The sequence below is a fragment of the Actinacidiphila sp. DG2A-62 genome (assembly GCF_035825295.1).
In the GTDB taxonomy this organism is placed as follows: Bacteria; Actinomycetota; Actinomycetes; order Streptomycetales; family Streptomycetaceae; genus Actinacidiphila.
Map to the genome: position 1 here is coordinate 3177203 of NZ_JAYMGI010000002.1, position 21175 is coordinate 3198377.

Here is a 21175-nt window from a genome sequence, read left to right on the forward strand (position 1 = left end):
AGGCTCCCGCGCGCCCGACGCTCCCGCCGCACGCCCGACGCTCCCGCGCGCCCCGGGCCGGCGTTCACCCGCCCGGCGGTACTCCCGCGCAAAAATAGATGTACGTACAAGGTAAATGTGCGTGTCAGGCGCGATCCCCGGTCGTAACCTCGGAACCATGGCTGACTCGGCTTCCCGCATCCTCGCCTTCGCCGAACACGCCCTCTCGTCGCCGTTCCCGCTGCGCGTGCGCGCCTGGGACGGCAGCGAGGCCGGGCCCTCCGGCGCACCCGCACTCGTCGTCCGCAGGCGCCGCGCGCTGCGCCGCCTGCTCTACCGCCCCGGCGAACTCGGCCTGGCGCGCGCCTGGGTGGCCGGCGACCTCGACGTCGACGGCGACCTCTACACCGCGCTCGACCTGCTCTCCGGCCTGTTCTGGGACCGCGACGAGCCCGAGACGCCCCCGACCGCGCTCCGCTCGCTGCGCCGCACCGCGAGCGCGCTGCGGGACCCGGCGACCTACCGGCTGGCCCGCGAGGCGCTGGCGCTGGCCGGCCCCGGGCTGCCGCCGGTCGCGCCGCAGGAGGAGGTGCGCCGCCGGGCCGGCATCGCGCACACCAAGCGCCGCGACAAGGAGGCGATCGCCCACCACTACGACGTGGGCAACGACTTCTACGGCCTGGTGCTCGGCCCGTCGCTGGTCTACTCGTGCGCGGTGTGGCCCGAACTGCCGCAGGGCGCGGGCACTTTGGAGGAGGCGCAGCGGGCCAAGCTGGATCTGGTCTGCCGCAAGCTGGGGCTGCGCGAGGGGCAGCGGCTGCTGGACGTCGGCTGCGGCTGGGGGTCGATGGTGCTGCACGCCGTCGAGCACTACGGGGTGCGGGCGACCGGCGTCACGCTGTCCGTGGAGCAGGCGGCGCTGGCCCGCAAGCGGGTGGCCGACGCCGGGCTGACCGACCGGATCGAGATCCGGGTGCAGGACTACCGCGACGTCAGGGACGGACCGTACGACGCGATCTCGTCGATCGGGATGGCCGAGCACGTGGGCAGCGAGCGGTATCTGGAGTACGCGCAGGACCTGTACGCGCTGCTGGCGCCCGGCGGCCGGCTGCTCAACCACCAGATCGGCCGGCGTCCGCTGCGCGCCGAGGAGGAGTACCGGATCGACGAGTTCATCGACCGGTACGTCTTCCCCGACGGGGAGTTGGCGCCGATCGGCGTGACGGTGTCGCGGCTGGAAGAAGCCGGTTTCGAGGTCCGGGACGTCGAGGCGCTGCGCGAGCACTACGCGCGGACGCTACGCGCGTGGGTGGCGAACCTGGAGGCGAACTGGAAGCAGGCGGTAGCCGCGACGTCTCCCGGCCGGGCCCGGGTGTGGCGGTTGTACATGGCGGCGTCGGCGGTCTCGTTCGAGCGCAACCGGATCGGCGTGAACCAGGTGCTGGCGGTCCGCACACCCGCCGACGGGAGGTCAGGGTTGCCCCCGACCAGGCGTTCCTGGCTCTCCTGAGTCCGCACGCGCGTTCTTCGCGGGCCCCCTCGGCGGCGTCCCCGCGCGCCGCCCACACCCCTTCGCGCCCCTTTTCGCGCCCCCGGGCGCGCCCCTCGCGCCCCCCATGCCCCGGTTGCGCAGAGCGATTTCACGTCACTTGTGCGTGAGGAGTGACGCGGAGGGGAACGGCTTCTGTGGTGCGGCTGAAGGCGTGGAACAGGGCTGACGCTACGTCAGTAACCCCTAAAATAAGACAACATGACAACTAGGGCGTCCTGTTCACGTCGCCCGACCCGGATACGCTTTCACTGCGCCCCGCCGGCCCGGATGGTGGAACGCAGACACGGCGAGCTTAAACCTCGCTGCCCCTTGGTGGGCGTGCCGGTTCAAGTCCGGCTCCGGGCACTCCCAGGGCCCTTTCAGGGCTCTGCGGACGCCCGGAGGCGGCCGGCCGAGGCGACGGTCGCGGCTGCTTCGCGCTCGCTCAGGCCGGTGTGGACGGCCGCGGTGACCAGGGCCGGCGCCAGGGCCTCGCCGAAGCCGGCGTCGTAGGCGCGGCAGGCCGCCCAGAAGAGGCGGCCGTTGCGCTCGCCCTCCTGGCTGTCCAGGACGAATCTGACCAGCGCCGCGGCGCGCTTCTCCGCCGGGTGGCGCGGCGCCGCCTCCTCCAGCGGCGGGCGCGGCGGCGGGGCGGGCGGCATCGCCAGGGCGAGCAGCGCGTCCGGGGCCTCGGCGAGGGGGTGGCCGACCGAGCCCGGGGCCAGCAGGTAGCGGCCGGCGACCGTGCGGGAGCCCGGGCCCACCACGTAGCCGCCGGCGCCCCGTATGTCTATGCCGGGGGCCAGCCGGCCCACCGAGTTCGGCACCGGCGCGTCCGCCATGAACCACAGGTGGCGACCGCCGGAGGGCGTCACCACGGTGATCGTCGGCGGCACCGTGAAGCCGTGCGCGTCGGCCAGCGCGCGCAGCGCGGTCACGCCGTCCGCGCCGTGCTTCACGTCGAGGTCCACGCCGACCAGGAAGGCGGGCGCGACGCCGCAGGCGATGCCGTAACCGGTCGCCCAGGGTGCGAGGGCGAACATCGCGCGGATCCGGGCCGGGTCGGTGGTGGCGTCGTGCACCCCGTGACCGGGCCGGCCGCAGGCGCCCCGACAGGTCACGGTGCCCGCCTCGCCCCGGTGCGGGGAGCGGACGGCGGGCAGCTTGGTGCGGGACAGCGGGATGACCGGCAGGCCGCGCGCGGCGGTGAGCAGCGCCGCGTGCAGCGCACGGGTGTGGTCGGGGCGTGGCATGGGCTGCTCCCTGATGCCGATGTTCGAACGCGTGTTCGTCTGCACTCCTCAGTGATACCGCGCCGGACCGACAGCGTCCAGCGCGAAACGGGTGAACCGCTCCCCCGGCGCCCCCTCGCGCCATGGATCACCCCCGAGGGGGAATGTCGTCCTCCAGGCGTACGGCGCGAGTTTTACCAAGCCATTACCCTTGAGGCACAGTCGCAGATCGCGGCGATGGAGGAGAGACATGAGGAGCAGCAACCCGGTCTTCACCCGGCGGGGCTTCACCCAGGACAGCCGGTACGCCGGTTTCGGTCCCGGACCCGCCGCCCAGGGGGCGTACGGCCAGGGCGCCTACGGACAGGGTCCGCAGGGCGGCCCCGGCGCGAACCCGTACGCACAGGCACCTCGCAATCCGTACGACCAGCAGCCCCTCAGCGCGCGGCAGATGGAGGAGATGTACGCGGCCCCGGCCGCCGGGCCCGCGCAGACCGGCCGGATGACGATGGACGACGTCGTCATGCGGACCGCGACGACGCTGGGCACGGTGGTGCTCGGCGTGGTGATCGGCTGGTTCGCGCTGAAGGACCAGATCGGCGTCGCCTACGGCGCGGCGCTGGTCGCCTTCGTGCTGGCGATGATCCAGGCGTTCAAGCGCACGCCCGCGCCGGCGCTGATCCTCGGCTACGCGGTGTTCGAGGGCCTGTTCCTCGGGGTGCTGAGCCGGTACTACAACGACGCGTGGCAGGGCGCGCCGGTCCAGGCGGTGCTGGGCACGATGGCGGTGTTCGCCGGGATGCTGCTGGCCTACCGCGCGCGGATCATCCGCGTCACCGCCCGCTACCAGCGCGTCGGCATGGCCATCGCGGTGGGCTTCATCCTCGCCATGGCGGTGAACCTGCTGTTCGCCGCGTTCGGCTCGGGCAACGGCCTGGGCCTGGCCACCGGCGGCCTCGGCATCGTGTTCTGCCTGCTGGGCGTCTGCCTCGGCGCGTTCTTCCTGTCGCTGGACTTCCAGCAGATCGAGAACGGCATCCGCGGCGGCGCGCCGCGCAACGAGTCGTGGCTGGCGGCGTTCGGGCTGACGCTGTCGCTGGTGTGGATCTACCTCGAACTGCTGCGGCTGATCGCGATCCTGCGCGACTGCAGCCGGCGCGGCCCGCGGGAGCGGGCGACGGCGGCGGGGGCCGCCGGGGTCGACGCGAGTCGCCGCCCCGGCGGCCCGCCGGCGTCATAGGGGGTCGGTACGGTGCAGGGGCAGGGGGCGGGCGGCTAGAGGAGGTTGCGCGCGGCCCGTCGCAGGTCGTACTCGTGGACGATGGCCTTCGCGTGGCCGTAGGAGAGCGCGTGCTCGCTGCGCAGCCAGCTGACCTTCTCGTCGAAGCGGAGGAACGAGGGGCCGTCGGCGACGGCGCGCAGCCAGTCGCTGACCTCGCGGCCGGTGCACTGGGGGATGTGGTCGAGCAGGTTCCGGTGGGTTTCCTCGGAGAAGTGCGTTTGGGACATCGGCGCCTCCGGTATGTGGTCCGGTCACCCCACCGTGCCCGAGTGGTCGGTTGTTGGCAACCATCCCGTCCACCCCGGTTCGCGCCGCGCCCCGGACGGGACGGCGCCCGGCCTCGGACCCGGCGTCGCACCAGGCGTCGCGCGGGGCACTTCGCCGGGCCTCTCGCGGGCCCGGGGGCCGGGGGCCCGGGGCCGGGGGTAGGGTCGGCGGCATGCCGCACCCTGACACCCTCAACGGCACCGTCGACCGGCTCGCGTCGCGCCTGCGGGCGCTGCCGCAGAGCCGGCTGCGGTCCGGGGGGCTCGCCGCCGAGGCGCTCGCACTGGCCCGCTGGCTGGCCCGCCGCGCGCAGGAGCTGGAGTCGCCGGGACGCGTCCCGTACGAGCTGCCGGACGACGGGATCTTCGCGGTCGGCGACCAACTCGCCGTCGCCGGCCACGACCTGGCCCGCGCGGTCGAGGCCGACCCGGTCAACGGGCCGCGGGTGCGCGCCGAGGCGATGGAGCTGCTGGCCGGCACGGCGCGGTCGGCCGGCTGATCGGGCTCGTCGGGCCGGTCCGGTTCGCCCGGCGGCCCCGTCTGCCCGGCGGACCCGTCTGCCCGGCGGACCCGTCCGCGCCCCGGCTGCCCCGGCGGACCCGTCTGCCCCGGCTGCCCGGCTGCCCGGCGGACCGGCCGCGTCCGAGCGACGGACGCGGCCACGGCTCAGAGCGAGGCGACCACGCGGTCCGCGAGGATGTAGACGCTCTCCTCGCCGTACGCGAAGGTCAGCGCGTACGCGCCGGCGATCGCGGAGCCGCCCTGGAGGACCGGGACCTCGCCGCGGTCCAGGGCGTCGCAGAGCTTGAGCGCGGTCTCGCGGTGGCCGGGAGTCATGCACAAGGTGGTGCCGTCGGCGAAGACGTAGACGTCGAGCGTGCCCAGCGGCCCCGGGCGGACGTCCGACAGCGGTATCCGCCCGTCGGCGAGGTCGGCGAGCCGGTCCGCGGTCTGGTCGCGGGAGGCGACCACCGGGGAGGGGGCGAAGTCGGGCCCCGAGGGGTGCGGGATCGCGCCGGGCGCCGGACGTATCGCCTCCGTCGCCCCGCTCGGCCCGGGCGCTCCGGTCGCCCCGCTCGGTCCAGGCGCTCCGGTCGCCCCGCTCGGCCCGGGCGCTCCGGCCGTGTCGGTCGCTCCGGCCGCCTCGGGGGCCTGTGCGCCCGCCTCGACGCCCGGCACGCCCGCAGCGCCCTGGGGCTCGGCGCCGCGCGCCGCGGCCTCCCTGCCGCCCTCCAGGGCCGCGTCGAGATCCTTCTCCAGCCCCGGCTGCCGGCGCGCCTCGCGCGCCGGGTCGCGGTTCGGCTCGCACGGCGGCTCCAGGCCGGCGAAGTCCGCCTGGCGCGGCAGGTACGGCAGTCCGGACAGGCCGCCGGCGAGCCCCCCGGCCGCGCCGCCCGGCTCCTGCCGCTGCCGCGGCTCGTCGGGCGCGGCGAACGCGTCCAGGTCCTCGAACGCGTCGAAGCCCGGCAGCCCGGTGCGGAAGAAGCCGTCGCCCGCGCTCTCGCGGGCCTCCTGCTCGGCCCAGAACGCGCGGGCCTCGGCGAGTTCGCGCTCCCGCTCGTCGGCGAGCGCCTCGGCGACCGCGCTGCGCACCTCGCGCGCCGACACCGGCGTCTCGCGCGGCGCCGGCACGCCGGCCGCGGACAGGTCGCGCAGCTCGCGCACGTCCCGCCGCAGCGCGGACAGTTCGCGGCGGGCGCCACGGGCGGCGACCAGGGCGGCGGACGCCGCGGCCGCGGCGAGACCGGCGGCCACCAGAAGGACGGTGAAGTTGGCGCTCACTGACGTACTCCCGACTGAAGCGACCCGAGCATTGCCCATCCGGGCGGTGGACGAAACTTTCCCCACACATCACTCTGCCGGTAAACCCCTGGCCCCCGCAGTACGGAACGTCATGGATTGCCGGGTCTGCCCCACTGCCGCCTCCGAACAAACCCCTCCTGACCTGGGAGAACGCAAAGCCCCCGGGAAAATCCACACCCCGGGGGCGAATTCATTGCGACGTATGTCACACACCGTGCACAGCGCAGCCGTCCGGTGCCACAGCGTCACCGTGGGCCCGCGAAAGGCCCGCCGACCTGCTCAGGACAGCCGCTCGAGCACCATCGCCATGCCCTGGCCGCCGCCCACGCACATGGTCTCCAGGCCGAACTGCTTGTCGTGGAACTGGAGGCTGTTGATGAGCGTGCCGGTGATCCGCGCGCCGGTCATGCCGAACGGGTGGCCGACCGCGATCGCGCCGCCGTTGACGTTCAGCCGGTCCAGGTCGATGCCCAGGTCGCGGTAGGAGGGGATGACCTGTGCGGCGAACGCCTCGTTGATCTCGACCAGGTCGATGTCGCCGATGCTCATCCCGGCCCGGCGCAGCGCCTGCTGCGACGCCTCCACCGGCCCGTAGCCCATGATCTCCGGCGACAGCGCGGACACGCCGGTGGAGACCACCCGGGCCAGCGGGGTGATGCCCAGTTCCCTGGCCTTGGTGTCGGACATGACGACCAGGGCCGCGGCGCCGTCGTTGAGCGGGCAGCAGTTGCCGGCGGTGACCGTGCCGTCGGGGCGGAAGACCGGCTTCAGGCCGGCCACGCCCTCCATGGTGACGCCGGGGCGGGGGCCGTCGTCGGCGGCGACCACCGTGCCGTCGGGCAGCGTGACCGGGGTGATCTCCCGCTCCCAGAAGCCGTTCTTGAGGGCCTGCTCGGCGAGGTTCTGCGAGCGCACGCCGAACTCGTCCTGCTCCTGGCGGGTGATGCCCTTGAGCGCGGCGAGATTCTCGGCGGTCTGGCCCATCGCGATGTACGCGTCCGGCACCGCGCCGTCCTCGCGCGGGTCGTGCCACTCTCCGCCGCCCTCCTCGGCGCGGCGGTCGGTACGCGCCCGCGCCTCGTCGAAGACCGGGTTCATGGTGTCGGGCAGGCTGTCGGAGTTGCCCTTGGCGAAGCGTGAGACGGTCTCGACGCCGGCCGAGATGAAGACGTCGCCCTCGCCGGCCCGGATCGCGTGCAGCGCCATCCGCGTGGTCTGCAGCGAGGAGGAGCAGTAGCGGGTGACCGTACAGCCCGGCAGGTGGTCCATGCCCATCTGCACGGCGACGATGCGCCCCATGTTGAAGCCCTGCTCGCCGCCCGGCAGGCCGCAGCCGAGCATCAGGTCGTCGATGTCGCGCGGGTCGAGCTGCGGCACCTTGTCCAGCGCGGTCCTGATGATCGTGGCGGCGAGGTCGTCCGGGCGCAGCTCCTTCAGCGACCCCTTGAAGGCACGGCCGATGGGCGAACGGGCGGCTGAGACGATGACGGCTTCGGGCATCGCGGGCACTCCTCGGGCTGGGCGGGCCTGGCAGGACTCACACGGAAGTTACCGGTACGTATCGCAGCGAGTCACCAGCACGCCGCTGTGACCCCGGCTACTTTCTGAGCGCTTGCTTAACCGCGATGGTACGCCCCGCCTCACACCAGCGACCAGGCGATGCCGTCGAGGATGTCGTGTTCGGAGACCACGACCTCCGGGGCGGCGAGGCGTTCCATGATGCGCAGCAGGATCAGTGCGCCGGCGGCGATCACGTCGACGCGGCCCTCGTGCATCACCGGGATCGCGGCGCGCTCGGCGTGGGTGGCGGCGAGGAGGCGGGCGCTGATCGCGCGGACCCGGTCCAGGGGGACGCGGGAGTGGTGGATGGCCGCCGAGTCGTACGCGGGCAGGCCGAGGGCGATGCCGGCGACGGTGGTGACCGATCCGGCCAGGCCCACCAGGGTGCGGGTGCGGTCCAGCGGGACGTGCCGGGCGACCTCGTCCAGCGCGGCGTCGATGTCGGCGGTGATCGCGGCGACCTGCTCGGGCGTCGGCGGGTCGGTGACCGTGCCGTCGTGCACGAGGTGGCGCTCGGTGAGGCGGACGCAGCCGATGTCCACGGAGCGGGCGGCGGTGACCTCGCCGCTGCCGCTGCTGCCGCCGCTGCCGCCGGAGCCCGTGCGGGCGCCGGCGCCGGAGCCCGTGCCGCCGCCGAGGACGAACTCCGTGGAGCCGCCGCCGATGTCCACCACCAGGTAGGGCGCCGCGAAGCCGTGCGCGGCGGTCAGCTCGCGGGTGGCGCCGGTGAAGGAGAACTGCGCCTCCTGGTCGCCCGAGACCACCTCGGGCTCGACGCCCAGGATCTCCACGACGCCGTGCACGAAGTCCGCGCGGTTCTCCGCGTCGCGCGAGGCGGAGGTGGCGGCGAACCGCACCCGGCCGGCCGGCACGCCGCGCTCGCGGATCACCGCGGCGTACTCCCGGCAGGCGGCGAAGGTGCGCTCCAGCGCGTCGGGCGAGCCGGCCGGTGCGGTCGACGCCCTGGCCGAGCCGGACGATCCGCATCCTGCGGTCGAGGTCCGTCAGCTCCCCGGTCGCCGGGTCCAGGTCGGCGACCAGCAGCCGGATGGAGTTGGTGCCGCAGTCGATCGCGGCCACACGGGTCGTCACCGGCCGGTCTCCTTCGCGTCGTCGGGGCCGGCCGCGGTCGCGTCGTCCGGGCCGGTGGCGGGCACGTCGCCCGGGCCGGTGGCGGGCACGTCGTCGGGTGCAGCCGCGGACGCGGCCCCGGGAGCCTCGGCTCCAGCCCCGGGCCCGGCCTCCGGCAGCGGCACGCACGGCCCCTTGGCCCACCACTGCGGGAGCAGCGCGAGCGTCTCGTCGCCGAGCGGGTTGACGCCGGGGCCGGCCGCCAGCGCGTGGCCGGCCAGCACGTGCAGGCACTTCACCCGGTCGGGCATGCCGCCGGCGCTCGGGAAGTTCTCCAGCACCTCGATCGCGTCGCGCCGGGCGAGGTAGTCCTCGTGCGCCGCGCGGTAGCCGGCCGCCAGCTCCTGGTCCTGCTCCAGCCGCGCGGTCATCCGCTTCATCACGCCGTCCGCCTCCAGCGTGCCGATGGCGGAGGCGGCCCGCGGGCACGTCAGGTAGTACAGCGTCGGGAACGGCATGCCGTCCTCCAGCCGCGGCTGCGTCTCGACCACGTCGGGGTTGCCGCACGGGCAGCGGTGCGCGACCGCGCGCAGCCCCCGCGGCGGGCGGCCGAGCTGGGCGCGCACGGCGGCGACGTCGGCCTCGGTCGGTGCGGCGCGCACGGCGCGGCCGGGGTGGTCTGCGGGGTCGGCCGCGGCGGCCGCGTGGTCCGGGGAGGTGTTCATGTGCCGTTTCGTCCGGTGGGGAGTCGGGCGCGCGCGGCGCGGGGCACGCGGCGCGCGAAGGGGTGTGCGGAGGGTGTGGAGGCTATGCGGGCTGCGGGGAGTGCGGGACGGCGAGGGCGGCGGGTGCGGACCGCGGGGCCGCGCGCGTACGGACACGCGTACGGACACGCGTACGGACAAGGGCCGCGGGCCGCGCAGACGCGGGGTCACCGGCTCGCGGACTCACGGACTCACGGGCTCACGCCTCAGCGCCCCGGCGACGCGGTCGCGTCGGCCCGGTCGACGCCGTCCCAGAGGTTGTCGTACCACGGCCGGCGCCCGGCGGCGTCCTTCGCCGAGTCCCCGCCCGCGGTGTCGGCCGCGGCCGGCGGGGCGCCCGCGATCTGGTAGCCGGTCTCGCCGGGCATGACGTAGTGCAGGTGCTCGCGCGCCTGCGCCCGTACGTACGCCGGGTCCTGCCAGCGGGCCTTCTCCTCGCGCAGCTGCCGGACCCGCTCGGCCGCCCGCTGCGCCTCGCGCCGCTGGTCGGCGATGTCGGAGCGCTGCGAGACGTAGGTGCGCATCGGGTAGGCGAGCGCGACGACCAGCGCGCACAGCACCAGGGCGAGCAGCGCGGCGCGGCCGGTGAGCTTGTTGCGCCGCACCGGGCGGCGGCCCGCCGCCCGGTAGACCCGGGCCTGGGCCTCCTGGCCGATCGCCTTCAGCCGGGCCGTGGTGGAGAAGCGGTCCGCCCCCACGCCATGCCTCCCGTCGTCCGTGCGCCCACGCACACCAGTACGTCCCCGCCCACGGTACGGGACCGGGTGCGGGGACGTACGGAGGCGGGGTGCGGCTCGCGCGCGCTGCGGTGCGCCCGTGCCCCGGACCGCCGCGGCGGGCTCAGCCCTTGAAGCGCGGGAACGCCGAACGGCCCGCGTACACCGCGGCGTCGTCCAGGATCTCCTCGATGCGCAGCAGCTGGTTGTACTTGGCGACGCGCTCGGAGCGGGCCGGGGCGCCGGTCTTGATCTGGCCGCAGTTGGTGGCGACGGCGAGGTCGGCGATGGTGACGTCCTCGGTCTCGCCGGAGCGGTGCGACATCATGCACTTGTAGCCGTTGCGCTGGGCCAGTTCGACCGCGTCGAGGGTCTCGGTGAGCGAGCCGATCTGGTTGACCTTCACCAGCAGCGCGTTGGCCGTCTCGTTGTCGATGCCCTTCTGCAGGCGCTCGGGGTTGGTGACGAACAGGTCGTCGCCGACGATCTGCACCTTGGCGCCCAGGCGCTCGGTGAGCACCTTCCAGCCGGCCCAGTCGTCCTCGAACAGCGGGTCCTCGATGGAGACCAGCGGGTAGGAGGCGACCAGGTCCTCGTAGTACTCGGTCATCTCGGCGGCGGACTTCTGGCCGCCCTCGAACTGGTACGTGCCGTCCTTGTAGAACTCCGAGGCGGCGACGTCCAGGGCGAGCGCGATGTCGCGGCCGGGCACGTCGCCGGCCTGCTTGACGGCTTCCAGGATGAGGTCGAGCGCCTCGCGGTTGGAGCCGAGGTTCGGCGCGAAGCCGCCCTCGTCGCCCAGGCCGGTGGACAGCTGGCGGGACTTCAGCACGCCCTTGAGGGTGTGGTAGACCTCCGCGCCCCAGCGCAGCGCCTCGGAGAAGGACTCGGCGCCGATCGGAGCGATCATGAACTCCTGGATGTCGACGTTGGAGTCCGCGTGCGAGCCGCCGTTGAGGATGTTCATCATCGGGACCGGCAGCACATGGGCGTTCGGCCCGCCGAGGTAGCGGAAGAGCGGCAGGTCGGAGGCCTCGGAGGCGGCGTGCGCGACGGCCAGCGAGACGCCCAGGATGGCGTTGGCGCCCAGGCTGGACTTGTCCGGGGTGGCGTCCAGATCGAACATCGCCTGGTCGATCAGCCGCTGCTCGGTGGCGTCGTAGCCGACCAGCTCCGGGCCGATCTGCTCGATCACGGCGAGGACGGCCTTCTCGACGCCCTTGCCCTGGTAGCGGTTCTTGTCGCCGTCGCGCAGTTCAAGGGCCTCGAAGGCGCCGGTGGAGGCGCCGGAGGGGACCGCGGCGCGGCCCGTGCTGCCGTCGTCGAGGCCGACCTCGACCTCCACGGTGGGGTTGCCTCGCGAGTCCAGGATCTCCCGGGCTACGACGACGTCGATGGACGGCACGTTGTCTCCTTCATCGGATGCGGATGTCTTCGCGTCTTTTCCGGGACGAGCCTATCCGCCGCCGGGACCCGGGTCGGGCCCCGGCCCGGCTGCCGGGACGGAATACCCCGGCCGGGCACGTCGGGGGGGAGTGCGTGCCCGGCCGGGGTGTCAGGGAGCGGTGAGGATCCGCCGGTCCTGCGCCGCGGTCAGCTCAGGTGCAGGTGCTGACCCGGGAAGATCAGGTCGGCGTCCTGCACGATGTCGTGGTTGAGGCGGTAGAGCTTCTTCCAGCCGCCGTCCACGTGGTGGCTCGCGGCGATGCGGGAGAGCGTGTCGCCGCGGACCACGGTGTACTCGCCGTCGCCCTTGGCGACGTGCAGGCTCCAGGTCTTGTGGCCGGTCGCGGCGGAGTGCGTCGTGGAGTGGTGCGTGGTGGTCGTGGTCTTCTCGGACGACGCCTGGCTGGTGGAGGAGCCGGTCGACGAGGACGAGGACGAGGACGACGAGGAGGACGACGAGGAGCCGCCGGTGTTGATGTCGGGGGACGGGCCGCCCGCGGTCAGGCCGCCGGCGGAGGCGCAGGACCAGGCGCCCGGGCCCTGCATGGCGAGCAGCTTCTCGGCGACCGCTATCTGCTGGTCCTTGGTGGCGAGGTCGGCGCGCTGCGCGTACTGCAGGCCGCCCGCGGCCTCCCAGCTGGACTGCGAGAACTGCAGGCCGCCGTAGTAGCCGTTGCCGGTGTTGATGTGCCAGTCGCCGCCGGACTCGCACTGGGCGACCTTGTCCCAGGTGGCGACGGAGGCGGCGGACGCGGAGCCCGCGGCCATCAGCGGGAGGGTGACGGCGGTGCCGGCCACACCCGCGAGGGTGGCGATGCGGACGAACTTCTTCGAGGCACGACGGTGCTTACCCATGGTGTTTTGTCCTCACCGACGCCTGCGAGGTGAGCTGTCGGGTTCGGACGTGAGTTGCCCGGCCGGGCCGTCGATGCGGCTCCTCGGCTTCACCCCGAGCCGGTCCCGTCCGTCGTGTGCGCGGTGGCCCTGGGGTCGCGGTCTGGCTCCTTGCGGCCCGGTGCCGTCGCGGCGCACGTCGTGCGGTCCGGCGGAAGACTGTGGGTCCCCCGCTCCTGCCTGCGGCGCTCTCGCGTCGACTGTTCCCGTCGGCCGGCGGCAGGACTCGGCGTTCCCGTCCGGCGGGGCCCGCTGTGGCGAGCGGTAAGACGGTAAGCACACCGGCGGGGGGAGTTCAAACGTTCCGATTTCGGGCGCCAACTGCGCCGCCCCGCTCGGGAGGTGTGCAGAACCGCAGGTCGGAGGGCTGGAGCTGAGCGCTGCGCGAGCGGCCGGTGACAGTCGCGGGCGAGACCCTTGTCACATCGGCGGACGGCCCGGGACCGCGGTTCGTCCCTTTTGTCGCCGGGCCGTCATCTGCCGTGCACTCAGCCGAGGTTGAGGATCTGTCCTGGTTTGATGAGGTTCGGGTCGTCGCCGATCTTCTGCTGGTTGGCCTCGTAGAGGGCGTGCCAGCCGCCGGGGACGTGCTGGGCGCTCGCGATGCCGATGAGCGAATCGCCGTGTCCCACGGTGTATGTCGCGTCGTGGTGCGATGTGCCCGAAGTGCCGCTTTCGCCGCTGCCGTTGCCGGCGCCCGGGGCCTTGCCGGCACCGTCGCCGTCGGCGGCGATCGAGAGCACCTCGGTACGGCTGGCCCGGTCGGCCGCCGCCAGCTGCTCGTCGGTCGGGCTGTACGGCTTGCCGTGCCGGCCGCCGCCGGTGGTCGGGGTGCCGGGCGTGGCGCCGTCGGCCACCGGGGGCGTGCCGTCGGCCCGGCCGGGCGCGGGGTTCACACCCTGATCGTCGGACCCGCCCTGATCGCCGCCCTGGCCGCCCGTGCCCGCGGTGGGCGAGGACGGGTCGGTGGCGCCGGCGGCCGGCGGCGTGGTCGCCGTGCCGGAGCCGGGGGTCGCGCCGGTCGTGGGCGTCGAGCCGGTGGCGGGCGCGGTCGGCGCGGAGGACGCGGCGCCCGGGGAGGCGGGCGTGGACGCGCCGGAGCCACCGGCGCCGTCCTGGCCGCCGGAGCCCGCGGCGGGCGTCGAGGTGGCGCCGGACGTCGGCAGCCCGGGCAGGATCGGCGTCGCCGAGGGGGTGCCGGGGTCGACCGAGGGCGTGGCGGTGTCCTTCAGCAGCCCGGCGGCGTCCGCGCAGCCCGGCCAGGCCTCCGGGCCGAGGTCGGCGAGGATCTTCTCGGCCACGGTGATCTGCTGGGCCCGCGAGGCCAGGTCCGGACGCGGGGCGTACGCGTCGCCGCCGTACTGGTTCCAGGTGGCCTCGGTGATCGCCAGCCCGCCGAAGAACCCGTTGTCGGTGTTCGCACTCCACAGGCCGCCGGTCTCGCAGACCGCGACCTTGTCCCAGGTGCCGCCGTCGGCGGCCTGCGCGGCGCCTGCGCCGAGCAGGGGGATCACGATGCCCGCGCCCGCCGCGGCGGTCGTGGCCACGGTGACCATCGCCGCGGGCGGCTGCTTGGGCCGTCGGTGCCGGCCGTTTCCGGTCGGGAGCATGCGGTCGCCTTTCGCTGGGGCTGTACGCGCCCGGCGACCGTCGTCCCGCCGGCCGTACGCGCGGTGCGGTGCGGCGGTCCGTGGCGCCCGTGGGGTCGGCGCGTCCCGCGAGCCTTGCGTGCCTCGCGTTGACCGCAGAACGTAGCGGTCTTGGCCAACGGATCACAAGTCGATGTAGCGATCATCACGTCGCGATCACGTTCGTGACGATGCGTCACTTTCCGTGCGGCGCGCCCGAGGCGGAGAACGCCACCGGAAGCGTACGCAGTCCACGCATGATCAGTCCGCCGCGCCAGCGCAATTCGGCCGGATCCGCTGCCAGGCGGAGATCGGGCAGACGGGTCAGCAGGGCGCCCAGCGCCGTCCTGGCCTCCAGCCGGGCCAGCGGCGCGCCCAGGCAGTAGTGGATGCCGTGGCCGTAGCCGAGGTGCGGATTGTCCCGCCGGGCCAGGTCGACGGTGTCCGGCTCGGCGAACCTGGCCGGATCCCGGTCCGCCGCCGCCAGCACCACCAGGACCGGGTCGCCCGCGGACACCTTCTCCCCGCCCACGGTCAGCGGCTCGGTGGCGTACCGCCAGGTGGCCAGCTCCACCGGCCCGTCGTAGCGCAGGAGTTCCTCCACGGCGGACTCCAGCAGGGCGCTTTCGCCGCGCTCCAGGGACTGCTGGAGCCGCGCCCGCTGCCCGGGGTGGCGCAACAGGGTGTGCACGCCGTTCCCGATCAGGTTGACGGTCGTCTCGAACCCGGCGAACAGCAGGATGAACGCCATCGCCGCCGCCTCGTTCTCGCTGAGGTGCTCGCCGTGGTCGCTCGCCCGGATCAGCCCGGAGATCAGGTCGTCTCCGAGGTCGCCGCGCTTGCGGTGGATCAACTCGACCAGATACGCCCGCATCCGCTTCACCGACCGGGCCACTCCCCCGCGCGGCCCGCCGCCGTGACGGATCATCATCCCGGCCCAGTCCCGGAAGTCGTCCTGGTCCTCCTCGGGCACCCCCAGCAGGTCGCAGATGGCGTAGATGGGCAGCGGGAAGGCGAAGTCGTGGATCAGGTCGGCCTCGCCGGCCGGGGCGAAGGCGTCGATGAACCGGTCCGTCAGCTCCCGCACCCGCGGCTCGAACGCGGCCACCCGTCGGGGCGTGAACGCCTTCGACACCAGCCGCCGCAGCCGGGTGTGGTCCGGCGGGTCGATGTTGAGCAGATGCGTCATCAGGTCGGCGCTGCGCTCACCCGGGATGCCGGTCCTGCCCTTGGTGTGCGACTCCCCCGCGTGGTGCACCGGGTTCTTGCTCAGCCGCGGGTCCGCCAGCGCCTCCCGGGCGTCGGCGTACCGCGTCACCAGCCACGCCCCGACGCCGCTGGGCAGCGTGGTCCAGCGCACCGGCTCGTGCTCGCGCAGCCAGGCGTACGCCGGGTACGGGTCGGTGGCGAACTCCCACCCGAACAGCTCGGGCCCGCCCGCGACGCTCATCCGGCGTCCCCGGCCCCCGCCTCCGCGTCGGACTCCGCGTCGGACCCCGCGTCCGCGTGCGCGTCCGGCCCGGCGTCCCGGTCCGGCCCGCCCCCCGCGCCCGCCGCCGCGCCGGACCCCGCGCCGCCCGCCCGCGCCTCCGCCTCGCGTATCGCCTTGCGGTAGCGGCGGGCGGCGTGCCGCAGCGCGGCCTCGGGGTCCACGCCGGCGGCCTGCGCGGCGGCGGCCTCCGCCAGCAGGTGGTCGCCGAGCGCCGTCTCGTCGGCGTACAGCCCGGCGCCGGCGGCGTCAGCGGCGGCCGGGTCCGCGCCCGGCTCGGCGACGGCCGTCGTCGCGGCGCGGTCCGCCGCGGCCGGGTGCGCGGGCAGCGGGAGGCCCGCGCCGCGGGCGCGGCCGGTGAGCTTGGCGGCGAGCGCCAGCGCGGGCGAGGCGAGCGGGACGCCGTCGGTCACCGAGTCCCGCGCCTTCTCGACGCCCTTCAGCCGTATCCAGTTCGCCTGGACCTGCTCGGGGGTCTCGGCCACCTCGTCGCCGTAGATGTGCGGGTGGCGGTGGACGAGCTTGGCGACCAGGCCCGCCGCCACGTCGTCGATGGAGAAGGGGCGGTCCGGGTGCTCCTCGGCGATCGCGGCGTGGAAGACGACCTGGAGCAGCACGTCCCCCAGCTCCTCGCGCATGGCCTCCCGGTCGCCCTCCTCGATCGCCTCGACCAGTTCGTACATCTCCTCGATGCCGTACGCGGCCAGGTCCTCGTGCGTGCGCAGGCTGCTCCACGGGCACTGGGCGCGGATCGTCGCCATCACCTCGACCAGGTCCAGCAGCCGGGCGCCGGGCAGGTCGTAGGAGCCGGGGAGCAGCTCCAGATCGGGCATCCGGACCCGGCCGGAACCGCCGAGGCGGGACAGCTCGGCGGTCACCGCGGGGTCGGCCCCGCCGGACGGCGGCAGATAGACGACGGTGCGGCCGCCGGCCGCCGCCTCCACCAGCTCGCGGCCGCCGGGGTCGGCGACCTCGACCCGCACGCCGGCCTCGCGCAGGAAGGGCAGCTGCGGGTGACCGGGGTCGGCGCACAGCACCCGGTCGGCCTCGCGCAGTACCTGCCACGCAGGCCAGGACAGCTGGCCCGGCGCGACCCGGTGGCTGGTCGCGAGCAGCACCAGCCGACCGGGGTCCCCGTGCTGCTCCTCGTCTGCGGCGGGCTGCCGATCGGCGTCCGCGCGGTCCTTTTCGTTCACACCCCGAACGTACCGTGGACCGCCGACCGCCCGCTCGGCGCGGCTCAGGAGCCTGTGGAAAACTCCGTGTCGGCCGCCGTGGCGGTCGCGGTCCTGTTCACGACCCACGGGTCGGTGGAGGCGCCGATGACCGCCTTCGTGGCGTCCCACTTGCCGTACCGCGGGTTGACGGTGACGCCGAGGGACTTCGCGGTCTTCGCGATGGTCTGCAGCGCGGCGGCGTTGCCGTTGTCGCTGCCGGGCTGGAAGCCGAGGCTCGCGATCAGCTTGCCGACCGTCACGTTGGTGCGGAAGAACTGGTCGATGCCCGACGGACCGACGCCGTAGCGGGTGAGCAGCGTGGAGTCCAGCTGCTTCTCGTCGCCGTTGAACTGCCGCAGCGCGGTGGCGCGCTCCTGCTGCACCTCGGCGTCGGTGACCTTGATCCCCGCGTCGGCGGCGGCCCGGTCGATGACCTCGTTCTGCACCAGCATGCTCAGCGTCTGGGTGGACAGGCCGCCGCTGGCGGAGACCGCCTGCTGGCCGCCCTGCGGGTCCTTCGCCTCGGCCGAGCGCACCTCGTCGACCTGCGACTGCAGGCTGGCGATGGTGATCCGGTGGTCGCCCACCACGGCGGCCGCGCCCTGGTGCGCCGGTCCCGACCCGCACGCGGTGAGGACCGGGGAGGCGAGCACCAGCCCGGCGGCGGCGATCGAGACGGCGGTACGGCGGCGAACCATGGTGCCTCCCGGCAGGGGAACGGACCTCGCGTGGCTGTCGATGTGATCGCCCCCGAGGATATTGATCCCCACCCGCGGATATCCAGCACTCTGCGCAATGCGATCACATCGGGGGACCGGTGGGCCTCACCCCCCGCACTGCGCCAGCATCGCCTGCTTGTCCGCCGAGGTGACCGGCAGCGCGTACTTCAGCGACACCTGTGCGACGCGGACCGCGTAGGAGCAGCGGATCACCGAGCTGGGCGGGAGCCAGCTGGCCGGGCCGGAGTCGCCCTTGGCGCTGTTGGAGGGGCCGTCGACGGGGATCAGGTTGAGCGGGTCGTTGGCGATCGACTCGCGGTGGGCCTTGGTCCAGTGCGCCGCGCCCATCTGCCAGTCGTACGACAGGGGCATCACATGGTCGATCTGGACGGTGGCGGCGTGCGCCTTGGTCCATTCGATGGTGCGGCCGGTGTACGGGTCGTGCAGCGTCATGGAGCTGAGGACGCAGTCGGAGCCGGAGCGGTAGCGGACGTCCTCGCCGTCGCGCTTGAGCACGTCGTTGCGGGTGTCGCAGCCGTTGTGCGCGAACGGCACGTCGGGCGCGGAGTCCATCCAGGCGTAGCCGAACTCGTCGCGGCTGTAGCCCGTCTTGGGTCCGCGCCCCTTCACCGCGACCTTGGCGATCAGGGTGCGGGCGCGCGCCTTGTCGGCGGCCGAGGTGATCGCGGCCAGGCCCGGCTTGGTGCCGTCGGGGTTGTCCAGCGGGCTGACCGCGTGCCCGTCGGAGGCCGCGGGGCCGCTCGCGGCGGGCGCCGAGCCGCCGGAGGGGTTGCCCGCGCCGGAGTCGGGCGCCGAGATCGTCGTGTCCTTGCAGCCGGCCACGCCGAGCAGCGCGGCGACCGCCGCGGCACAGGCGAGCGCGGTGGTGGTCCGCCGGGTGGCGTCACGGCGGGTGGTGGCTATGCGCATCTGCGCCCCTTCGAGTAGCGGCCCGCGGGCCGGGGGCGCAGCAGGCCCCTGAGTGTCCGTCAGTCGTGGTCGGTGCGGGCGGTCGTGAGCGGTGGCGGCCGGACAGGGCCGGTTACCAGATCATGTGCCCCGAGCAGCGAAGGCTACTGGCCCGCGCGGGCGGCGCGTTCCGGCCGGGTCGCAGTACGCCCGGCGCGCGGCGCGAGGTCCGTGGTCCCATGGTGGGCATGAGCGAACGACTGCGCGAGGGTTTCGGCGCGACGGGACCGGGGGCGATCACCCCGGACGGCTGCGCGGTGGAGTTGTACGAGCGGCTGCCCCCGGGCGACCACCCCGACGTGATCGCCGCGGCGGTGCCCGCGGGAGCGCGCATCCTGGAACTGGGCTGCGGGGCGGGCCGGGTGACGCACCCGCTGGTGGCGCGCGGCTTCACGGTGACCGCGGTGGACGAGTCGGCGCAGATGCTGGAGAAGGTGCGCGGCGCGCGGACCGTGCGCTCCCCGATCCAGGAGCTGGACCTGGGCGAGCGCTTCGACGTGGTGATGCTCGCGTCCTTCCTGGTGCACGCGCACGACCCCGAGCTGCGGCAGGGGTTGCTCGGCGCCTGCCGCCGCCACGTCGCCGACGACGGCTGCGTGCTGCTCCAGCGCGAGGGCGAGGACTGGCACGAGAACCTGCCGCGCGAGTCGCCGCTCGGCCCGGACGGGGTGGCGCGGGTGGTGTCCTCCGAGCCGGCCATGCCCGGTGTGCGTTCGGTGCACGTGGAGTACGTCTACCCAAACGTCACCTGGACCCAGACGTTCCTGTCCCGGCCGCTGGACACCGAGCAGTTCGAGGCGGCGCTGGCCGGGGCGGGGCTGGCGGTGGACGCGTATCTGACGCCGGACCGCGTATGGGTGCGCGCCCTGCCGGTCTGACCGCGCCCGCGGCGTGGCGCCCGCACCGGACGCCCGCACCGGATGGCCGGCGCGCCCGCCCGCGACCGGCACGCGCCCGCCCGCGACCGCCCCGCGCCCGCCTGCCGCGCGACGCGCCCGCCCTCCGGGCGCCGGGGCGCCGATCCTGACGCCCGGTCACCTATCTTTCGGTTCATATGCTCATGAACGACCGAAAGCCGGTGCATATGGACAAGGTGGGCGCCGCTCTCCCCGCGCAGAAGGCCCCGACGGCGGCCGGCCCCGGTGTACGGCAGGAGCCGGGCCGTAAGCCGTGGCGGGTGCGCCCGTGGGGCCAGGCGGCCGACCCCTGGGTGCTCGCCGCGGCGCTGTTCTGCCTCTACGCGGCGCTGTCGCTGTCGCGGTACCGCCGCATGGAGACGCTCTCCTGGGACCTCGGCATCTTCGAGCAGGCGGTGAAGTCCTACGCGCACCTGCGCGCGCCCGTCGCCGACCTCAAGGGACCGGGCGCCGACGTCCTCGGCGACCACTTCAGCCCGATCACCGCGCTGATCGCGCCCTTCTACCGCGTCTTCCCCACCCCCGTCACGCTCCTGGCCGCCCAGGCCGTCCTCTTCACCGTCTCCGCGGTCCCGGTCACCCGGGCGGCCGGGCGCGCGCTCGGCCGGGCGAAGGGGCTGGCGATCGGCGTCGCGTACGGGCTGTCGTGGGGCGTGCAGCGGGCGGTGGACTTCGACTTCCACGAGATCGCCTTCGCGATGCCGCTGCTCGCCTTCTGCCTGGAAGCCGTGCTGCTCGGGAAGTGGGCCGCCGCGATGGGGTGGGCCGTGCCCCTGGTGCTGGTGAAGGAGGACATGGGCGCGACCGTGACGATGATCGCACTCGTCGTCCTGCTGCGCTCCCGGCACGCCCCGGGCCACCGGGCGTACGCCCTCGCGCTCGCCGCGTTCGGCGTGGGCGCCTCGGCATGGGAGGTCAGATGGCTCATCCCCTACTTCCACGGCCCCGGGTACGACCCGCTGGCCCACATCGACGGCGACGGGTCGCTCACCGGCCACATCCCGGCGCTGACCGCGCTGCGCACCCTGCTGTGGGTCCTGCTCCCGGCCGGCGGCCTGCTGGCGCTGCGCTCCCCGCTGCTGCTGGCGGCCGTGCCGACGCTGGGCTGGCGGTTCTACTCCCGCTACCCGGAGAACTGGGGCACGGCCTGGCACTACAGCGCGGTGCTGATGCCGGTCGTCTTCCTCGCGCTGGTCGACGCGCTCGCGCGGGCCGGGAGGGCGTCCGCGCCGCTCCGCGCCTTCGCCGCCGCGGCGCCCGCCGCCGCTGCCGGGGCCGCGCTGGCCCTGTGCGCGCAGTTGCCGGCGGCCGGGCTGACCCACCGCGCCGCGTACGGCGTGGACGCGCGCACCCGGGCGGTGGACCGGATGCTGGACCGCGTCCCGGACGGCGCCACGGTCGAGTCGGACGTCGGGCCGATCAGCCGGCTGGTCCGGCGGACCACCGTGTACTGGATCGGCGACACCCACGGCGTCGTCCCGCAGTACATCGCGCTCGCCGACGGCTCCGGCTGGCTGCCGGACCCGGTGGGCGCGGCCCGGCGGCTGCACCCGGGCGCGCGGTACGCGGTGCTGGCGCGCGGCGGGGGCGGCCTGGTGCTGCGCCGGCTCTGAGCGCGGGCGGGGCCGCCCCGGGACCGTCCCGGGACCGGCGGGCAGCGACCCGGCACCGACGGCGCGGCCCGCGACGGC

General features: G+C 74.5%; 18 protein-coding genes, 1 tRNA gene and 1 pseudogene. 6 read left to right on the forward strand and 14 right to left on the reverse strand.

Translation table 11 applies throughout. The features are described from left to right. Positions 1 to 157 precede the first annotated feature (157 nt). The gene (locus tag VSR01_RS13925; RefSeq protein WP_326449535.1) at positions 158 to 1489 is read left to right on the forward strand and encodes a cyclopropane-fatty-acyl-phospholipid synthase family protein; all 1332 of its coding nucleotides are present in this window, start codon (positions 158 to 160) and stop codon (positions 1487 to 1489) included. Positions 1490 to 1792: 303 nt separating this feature from the next. After that, positions 1793 to 1876: transfer RNA gene (locus VSR01_RS13930), tRNA-Leu, on the forward strand. Positions 1877 to 1890: 14 nt separating this feature from the next. Here VSR01_RS13930 and VSR01_RS13935 read toward each other — a convergent pair. Next, positions 1891 to 2763 carry a bifunctional DNA primase/polymerase gene (locus tag VSR01_RS13935; RefSeq protein ID WP_326453651.1) on the reverse strand — a complete coding sequence of 291 codons (873 nt, stop codon included), beginning with the start codon at positions 2761 to 2763 and terminating at the stop codon, positions 1891 to 1893. Positions 2764 to 2992: 229 nt separating this feature from the next. On the opposite strand from VSR01_RS13935, the gene VSR01_RS13940 reads away from it, so the two are divergent. Then, entirely contained in the window at positions 2993 to 3982 is a 990-nt protein-coding gene (locus VSR01_RS13940) for a Bax inhibitor-1/YccA family protein (RefSeq protein ID WP_326449536.1), read from the forward strand. A gap of 35 nt (positions 3983 to 4017) precedes the next feature. On the opposite strand, the gene VSR01_RS13945 is transcribed toward VSR01_RS13940, so the two are convergent. Next, complete coding sequence (locus tag VSR01_RS13945) at positions 4018 to 4251, reverse strand: DUF4287 domain-containing protein (RefSeq protein ID WP_326449537.1); 234 nt, start codon at positions 4249 to 4251, stop codon at positions 4018 to 4020. A 212-nt stretch (positions 4252 to 4463) separates the two neighbouring features. On the opposite strand from VSR01_RS13945, the gene VSR01_RS13950 reads away from it, so the two are divergent. Further along, positions 4464 to 4790, forward strand: coding sequence for a hypothetical protein (locus VSR01_RS13950; RefSeq protein ID WP_326449538.1), 327 nt, complete (start codon positions 4464 to 4466; stop codon positions 4788 to 4790). Between the two features lie 167 nt (positions 4791 to 4957). Here VSR01_RS13950 and VSR01_RS13955 read toward each other — a convergent pair whose 3' ends face one another. The 12 genes and pseudogenes from VSR01_RS13955 to VSR01_RS14010 form a co-directional block, all read right to left on the reverse strand. Then, positions 4958 to 6073, reverse strand: a complete 1116-nt coding sequence (locus tag VSR01_RS13955) for a hypothetical protein (RefSeq protein WP_442785451.1) — start codon at positions 6071 to 6073, stop codon at positions 4958 to 4960. Between the two features lie 300 nt (positions 6074 to 6373). Beyond that, complete coding sequence (locus VSR01_RS13960) at positions 6374 to 7594, reverse strand: acetyl-CoA C-acetyltransferase (protein ID WP_326449540.1); 1221 nt, start codon at positions 7592 to 7594, stop codon at positions 6374 to 6376. Between the two features lie 140 nt (positions 7595 to 7734). Then, positions 7735 to 8746, reverse strand: a pseudogene (locus VSR01_RS13965) (Ppx/GppA phosphatase family protein). Further along, positions 8743 to 9450, reverse strand: a complete 708-nt coding sequence (locus VSR01_RS13970; protein WP_442785452.1) for a DUF501 domain-containing protein — start codon at positions 9448 to 9450, stop codon at positions 8743 to 8745. The pseudogene VSR01_RS13965 and the gene VSR01_RS13970 overlap by 4 nt, the downstream one beginning before the upstream one ends. A 245-nt stretch (positions 9451 to 9695) precedes the next feature. Next, positions 9696 to 10187, reverse strand: coding sequence for an FtsB family cell division protein (locus tag VSR01_RS13975; protein ID WP_326449541.1), 492 nt, complete (start codon positions 10185 to 10187; stop codon positions 9696 to 9698). Positions 10188 to 10329: 142 nt separating this feature from the next. Continuing rightward, positions 10330 to 11610, reverse strand: coding sequence for a phosphopyruvate hydratase (gene eno / locus VSR01_RS13980; RefSeq protein WP_326449542.1), 1281 nt, complete (start codon positions 11608 to 11610; stop codon positions 10330 to 10332). A gap of 188 nt (positions 11611 to 11798) precedes the next feature. Beyond that, a complete protein-coding gene (locus VSR01_RS13985; protein WP_326449543.1) occupies positions 11799 to 12506 on the reverse strand; it encodes a transglycosylase family protein in 708 nt (235 codons plus the stop codon). A gap of 527 nt (positions 12507 to 13033) precedes the next feature. Beyond that, positions 13034 to 14155, reverse strand: coding sequence for a transglycosylase family protein (locus VSR01_RS13990; protein WP_326449544.1), 1122 nt, complete (start codon positions 14153 to 14155; stop codon positions 13034 to 13036). Between the two features lie 214 nt (positions 14156 to 14369). Next, positions 14370 to 15623, reverse strand: a complete 1254-nt coding sequence (locus tag VSR01_RS13995) for a cytochrome P450 family protein (protein WP_326449545.1) — start codon at positions 15621 to 15623, stop codon at positions 14370 to 14372. Beyond that, complete coding sequence (locus VSR01_RS14000; RefSeq protein WP_326453653.1) at positions 15620 to 16783, reverse strand: MazG family protein; 1164 nt, start codon at positions 16781 to 16783, stop codon at positions 15620 to 15622. The genes VSR01_RS13995 and VSR01_RS14000 overlap by 4 nt, the downstream gene beginning before the upstream one ends. A 119-nt stretch (positions 16784 to 16902) precedes the next feature. Next, positions 16903 to 17577 carry a SurA N-terminal domain-containing protein gene (locus VSR01_RS14005; RefSeq protein ID WP_326449546.1) on the reverse strand — a complete coding sequence of 225 codons (675 nt, stop codon included), beginning with the start codon at positions 17575 to 17577 and terminating at the stop codon, positions 16903 to 16905. 126 nt (positions 17578 to 17703) lie between these two features. Continuing rightward, the gene (locus tag VSR01_RS14010) at positions 17704 to 18528 is read right to left on the reverse strand and encodes an HNH endonuclease family protein (RefSeq protein WP_326449547.1); all 825 of its coding nucleotides are present in this window, start codon (positions 18526 to 18528) and stop codon (positions 17704 to 17706) included. Positions 18529 to 18755: 227 nt separating this feature from the next. On the opposite strand from VSR01_RS14010, the gene VSR01_RS14015 reads away from it, so the two are divergent. Together VSR01_RS14015 and VSR01_RS14020 are read left to right on the forward strand one after the other, a co-directional pair. Then, on the forward strand, positions 18756 to 19445 hold the full coding sequence (locus tag VSR01_RS14015; protein ID WP_326449548.1) for a class I SAM-dependent methyltransferase: 690 nt from the start codon (positions 18756 to 18758) through the stop codon (positions 19443 to 19445). A gap of 182 nt (positions 19446 to 19627) precedes the next feature. Then, entirely contained in the window at positions 19628 to 21097 is a 1470-nt protein-coding gene (locus tag VSR01_RS14020) for a DUF2079 domain-containing protein (RefSeq protein WP_326449549.1), read from the forward strand. The last annotated feature ends 78 nt before the right edge of the window (positions 21098 to 21175 follow it).

Coding starts and splice junctions, on each gene's coding strand:
- VSR01_RS13925 (WP_326449535.1), top strand. CDS start 158: ATGGCTGACTCGGCTTCCCGCATCCTCGCCTTCGCCGAACACGCCCTC.
- VSR01_RS13935 (WP_326453651.1), bottom strand. CDS start 2,763: ATGCCACGCCCCGACCACACCCGTGCGCTGCACGCGGCGCTGCTCACC.
- VSR01_RS13940 (WP_326449536.1), top strand. CDS start 2,993: ATGAGGAGCAGCAACCCGGTCTTCACCCGGCGGGGCTTCACCCAGGAC.
- VSR01_RS13945 (WP_326449537.1), bottom strand. CDS start 4,251: ATGTCCCAAACGCACTTCTCCGAGGAAACCCACCGGAACCTGCTCGAC.
- VSR01_RS13950 (WP_326449538.1), top strand. CDS start 4,464: ATGCCGCACCCTGACACCCTCAACGGCACCGTCGACCGGCTCGCGTCG.
- VSR01_RS13960 (WP_326449540.1), bottom strand. CDS start 7,594: ATGCCCGAAGCCGTCATCGTCTCAGCCGCCCGTTCGCCCATCGGCCGT.
- VSR01_RS13970 (WP_442785452.1), bottom strand. CDS start 9,450: ATGAACACCTCCCCGGACCACGCGGCCGCCGCGGCCGACCCCGCAGAC.
- VSR01_RS13985 (WP_326449543.1), bottom strand. CDS start 12,506: ATGGGTAAGCACCGTCGTGCCTCGAAGAAGTTCGTCCGCATCGCCACC.
- VSR01_RS13990 (WP_326449544.1), bottom strand. CDS start 14,155: ATGCTCCCGACCGGAAACGGCCGGCACCGACGGCCCAAGCAGCCGCCC.
- VSR01_RS13995 (WP_326449545.1), bottom strand. CDS start 15,623: ATGAGCGTCGCGGGCGGGCCCGAGCTGTTCGGGTGGGAGTTCGCCACC.
- VSR01_RS14005 (WP_326449546.1), bottom strand. CDS start 17,577: ATGGTTCGCCGCCGTACCGCCGTCTCGATCGCCGCCGCCGGGCTGGTG.
- VSR01_RS14010 (WP_326449547.1), bottom strand. CDS start 18,528: ATGCGCATAGCCACCACCCGCCGTGACGCCACCCGGCGGACCACCACC.
- VSR01_RS14015 (WP_326449548.1), top strand. CDS start 18,756: ATGAGCGAACGACTGCGCGAGGGTTTCGGCGCGACGGGACCGGGGGCG.
- VSR01_RS14020 (WP_326449549.1), top strand. CDS start 19,628: ATGAACGACCGAAAGCCGGTGCATATGGACAAGGTGGGCGCCGCTCTC.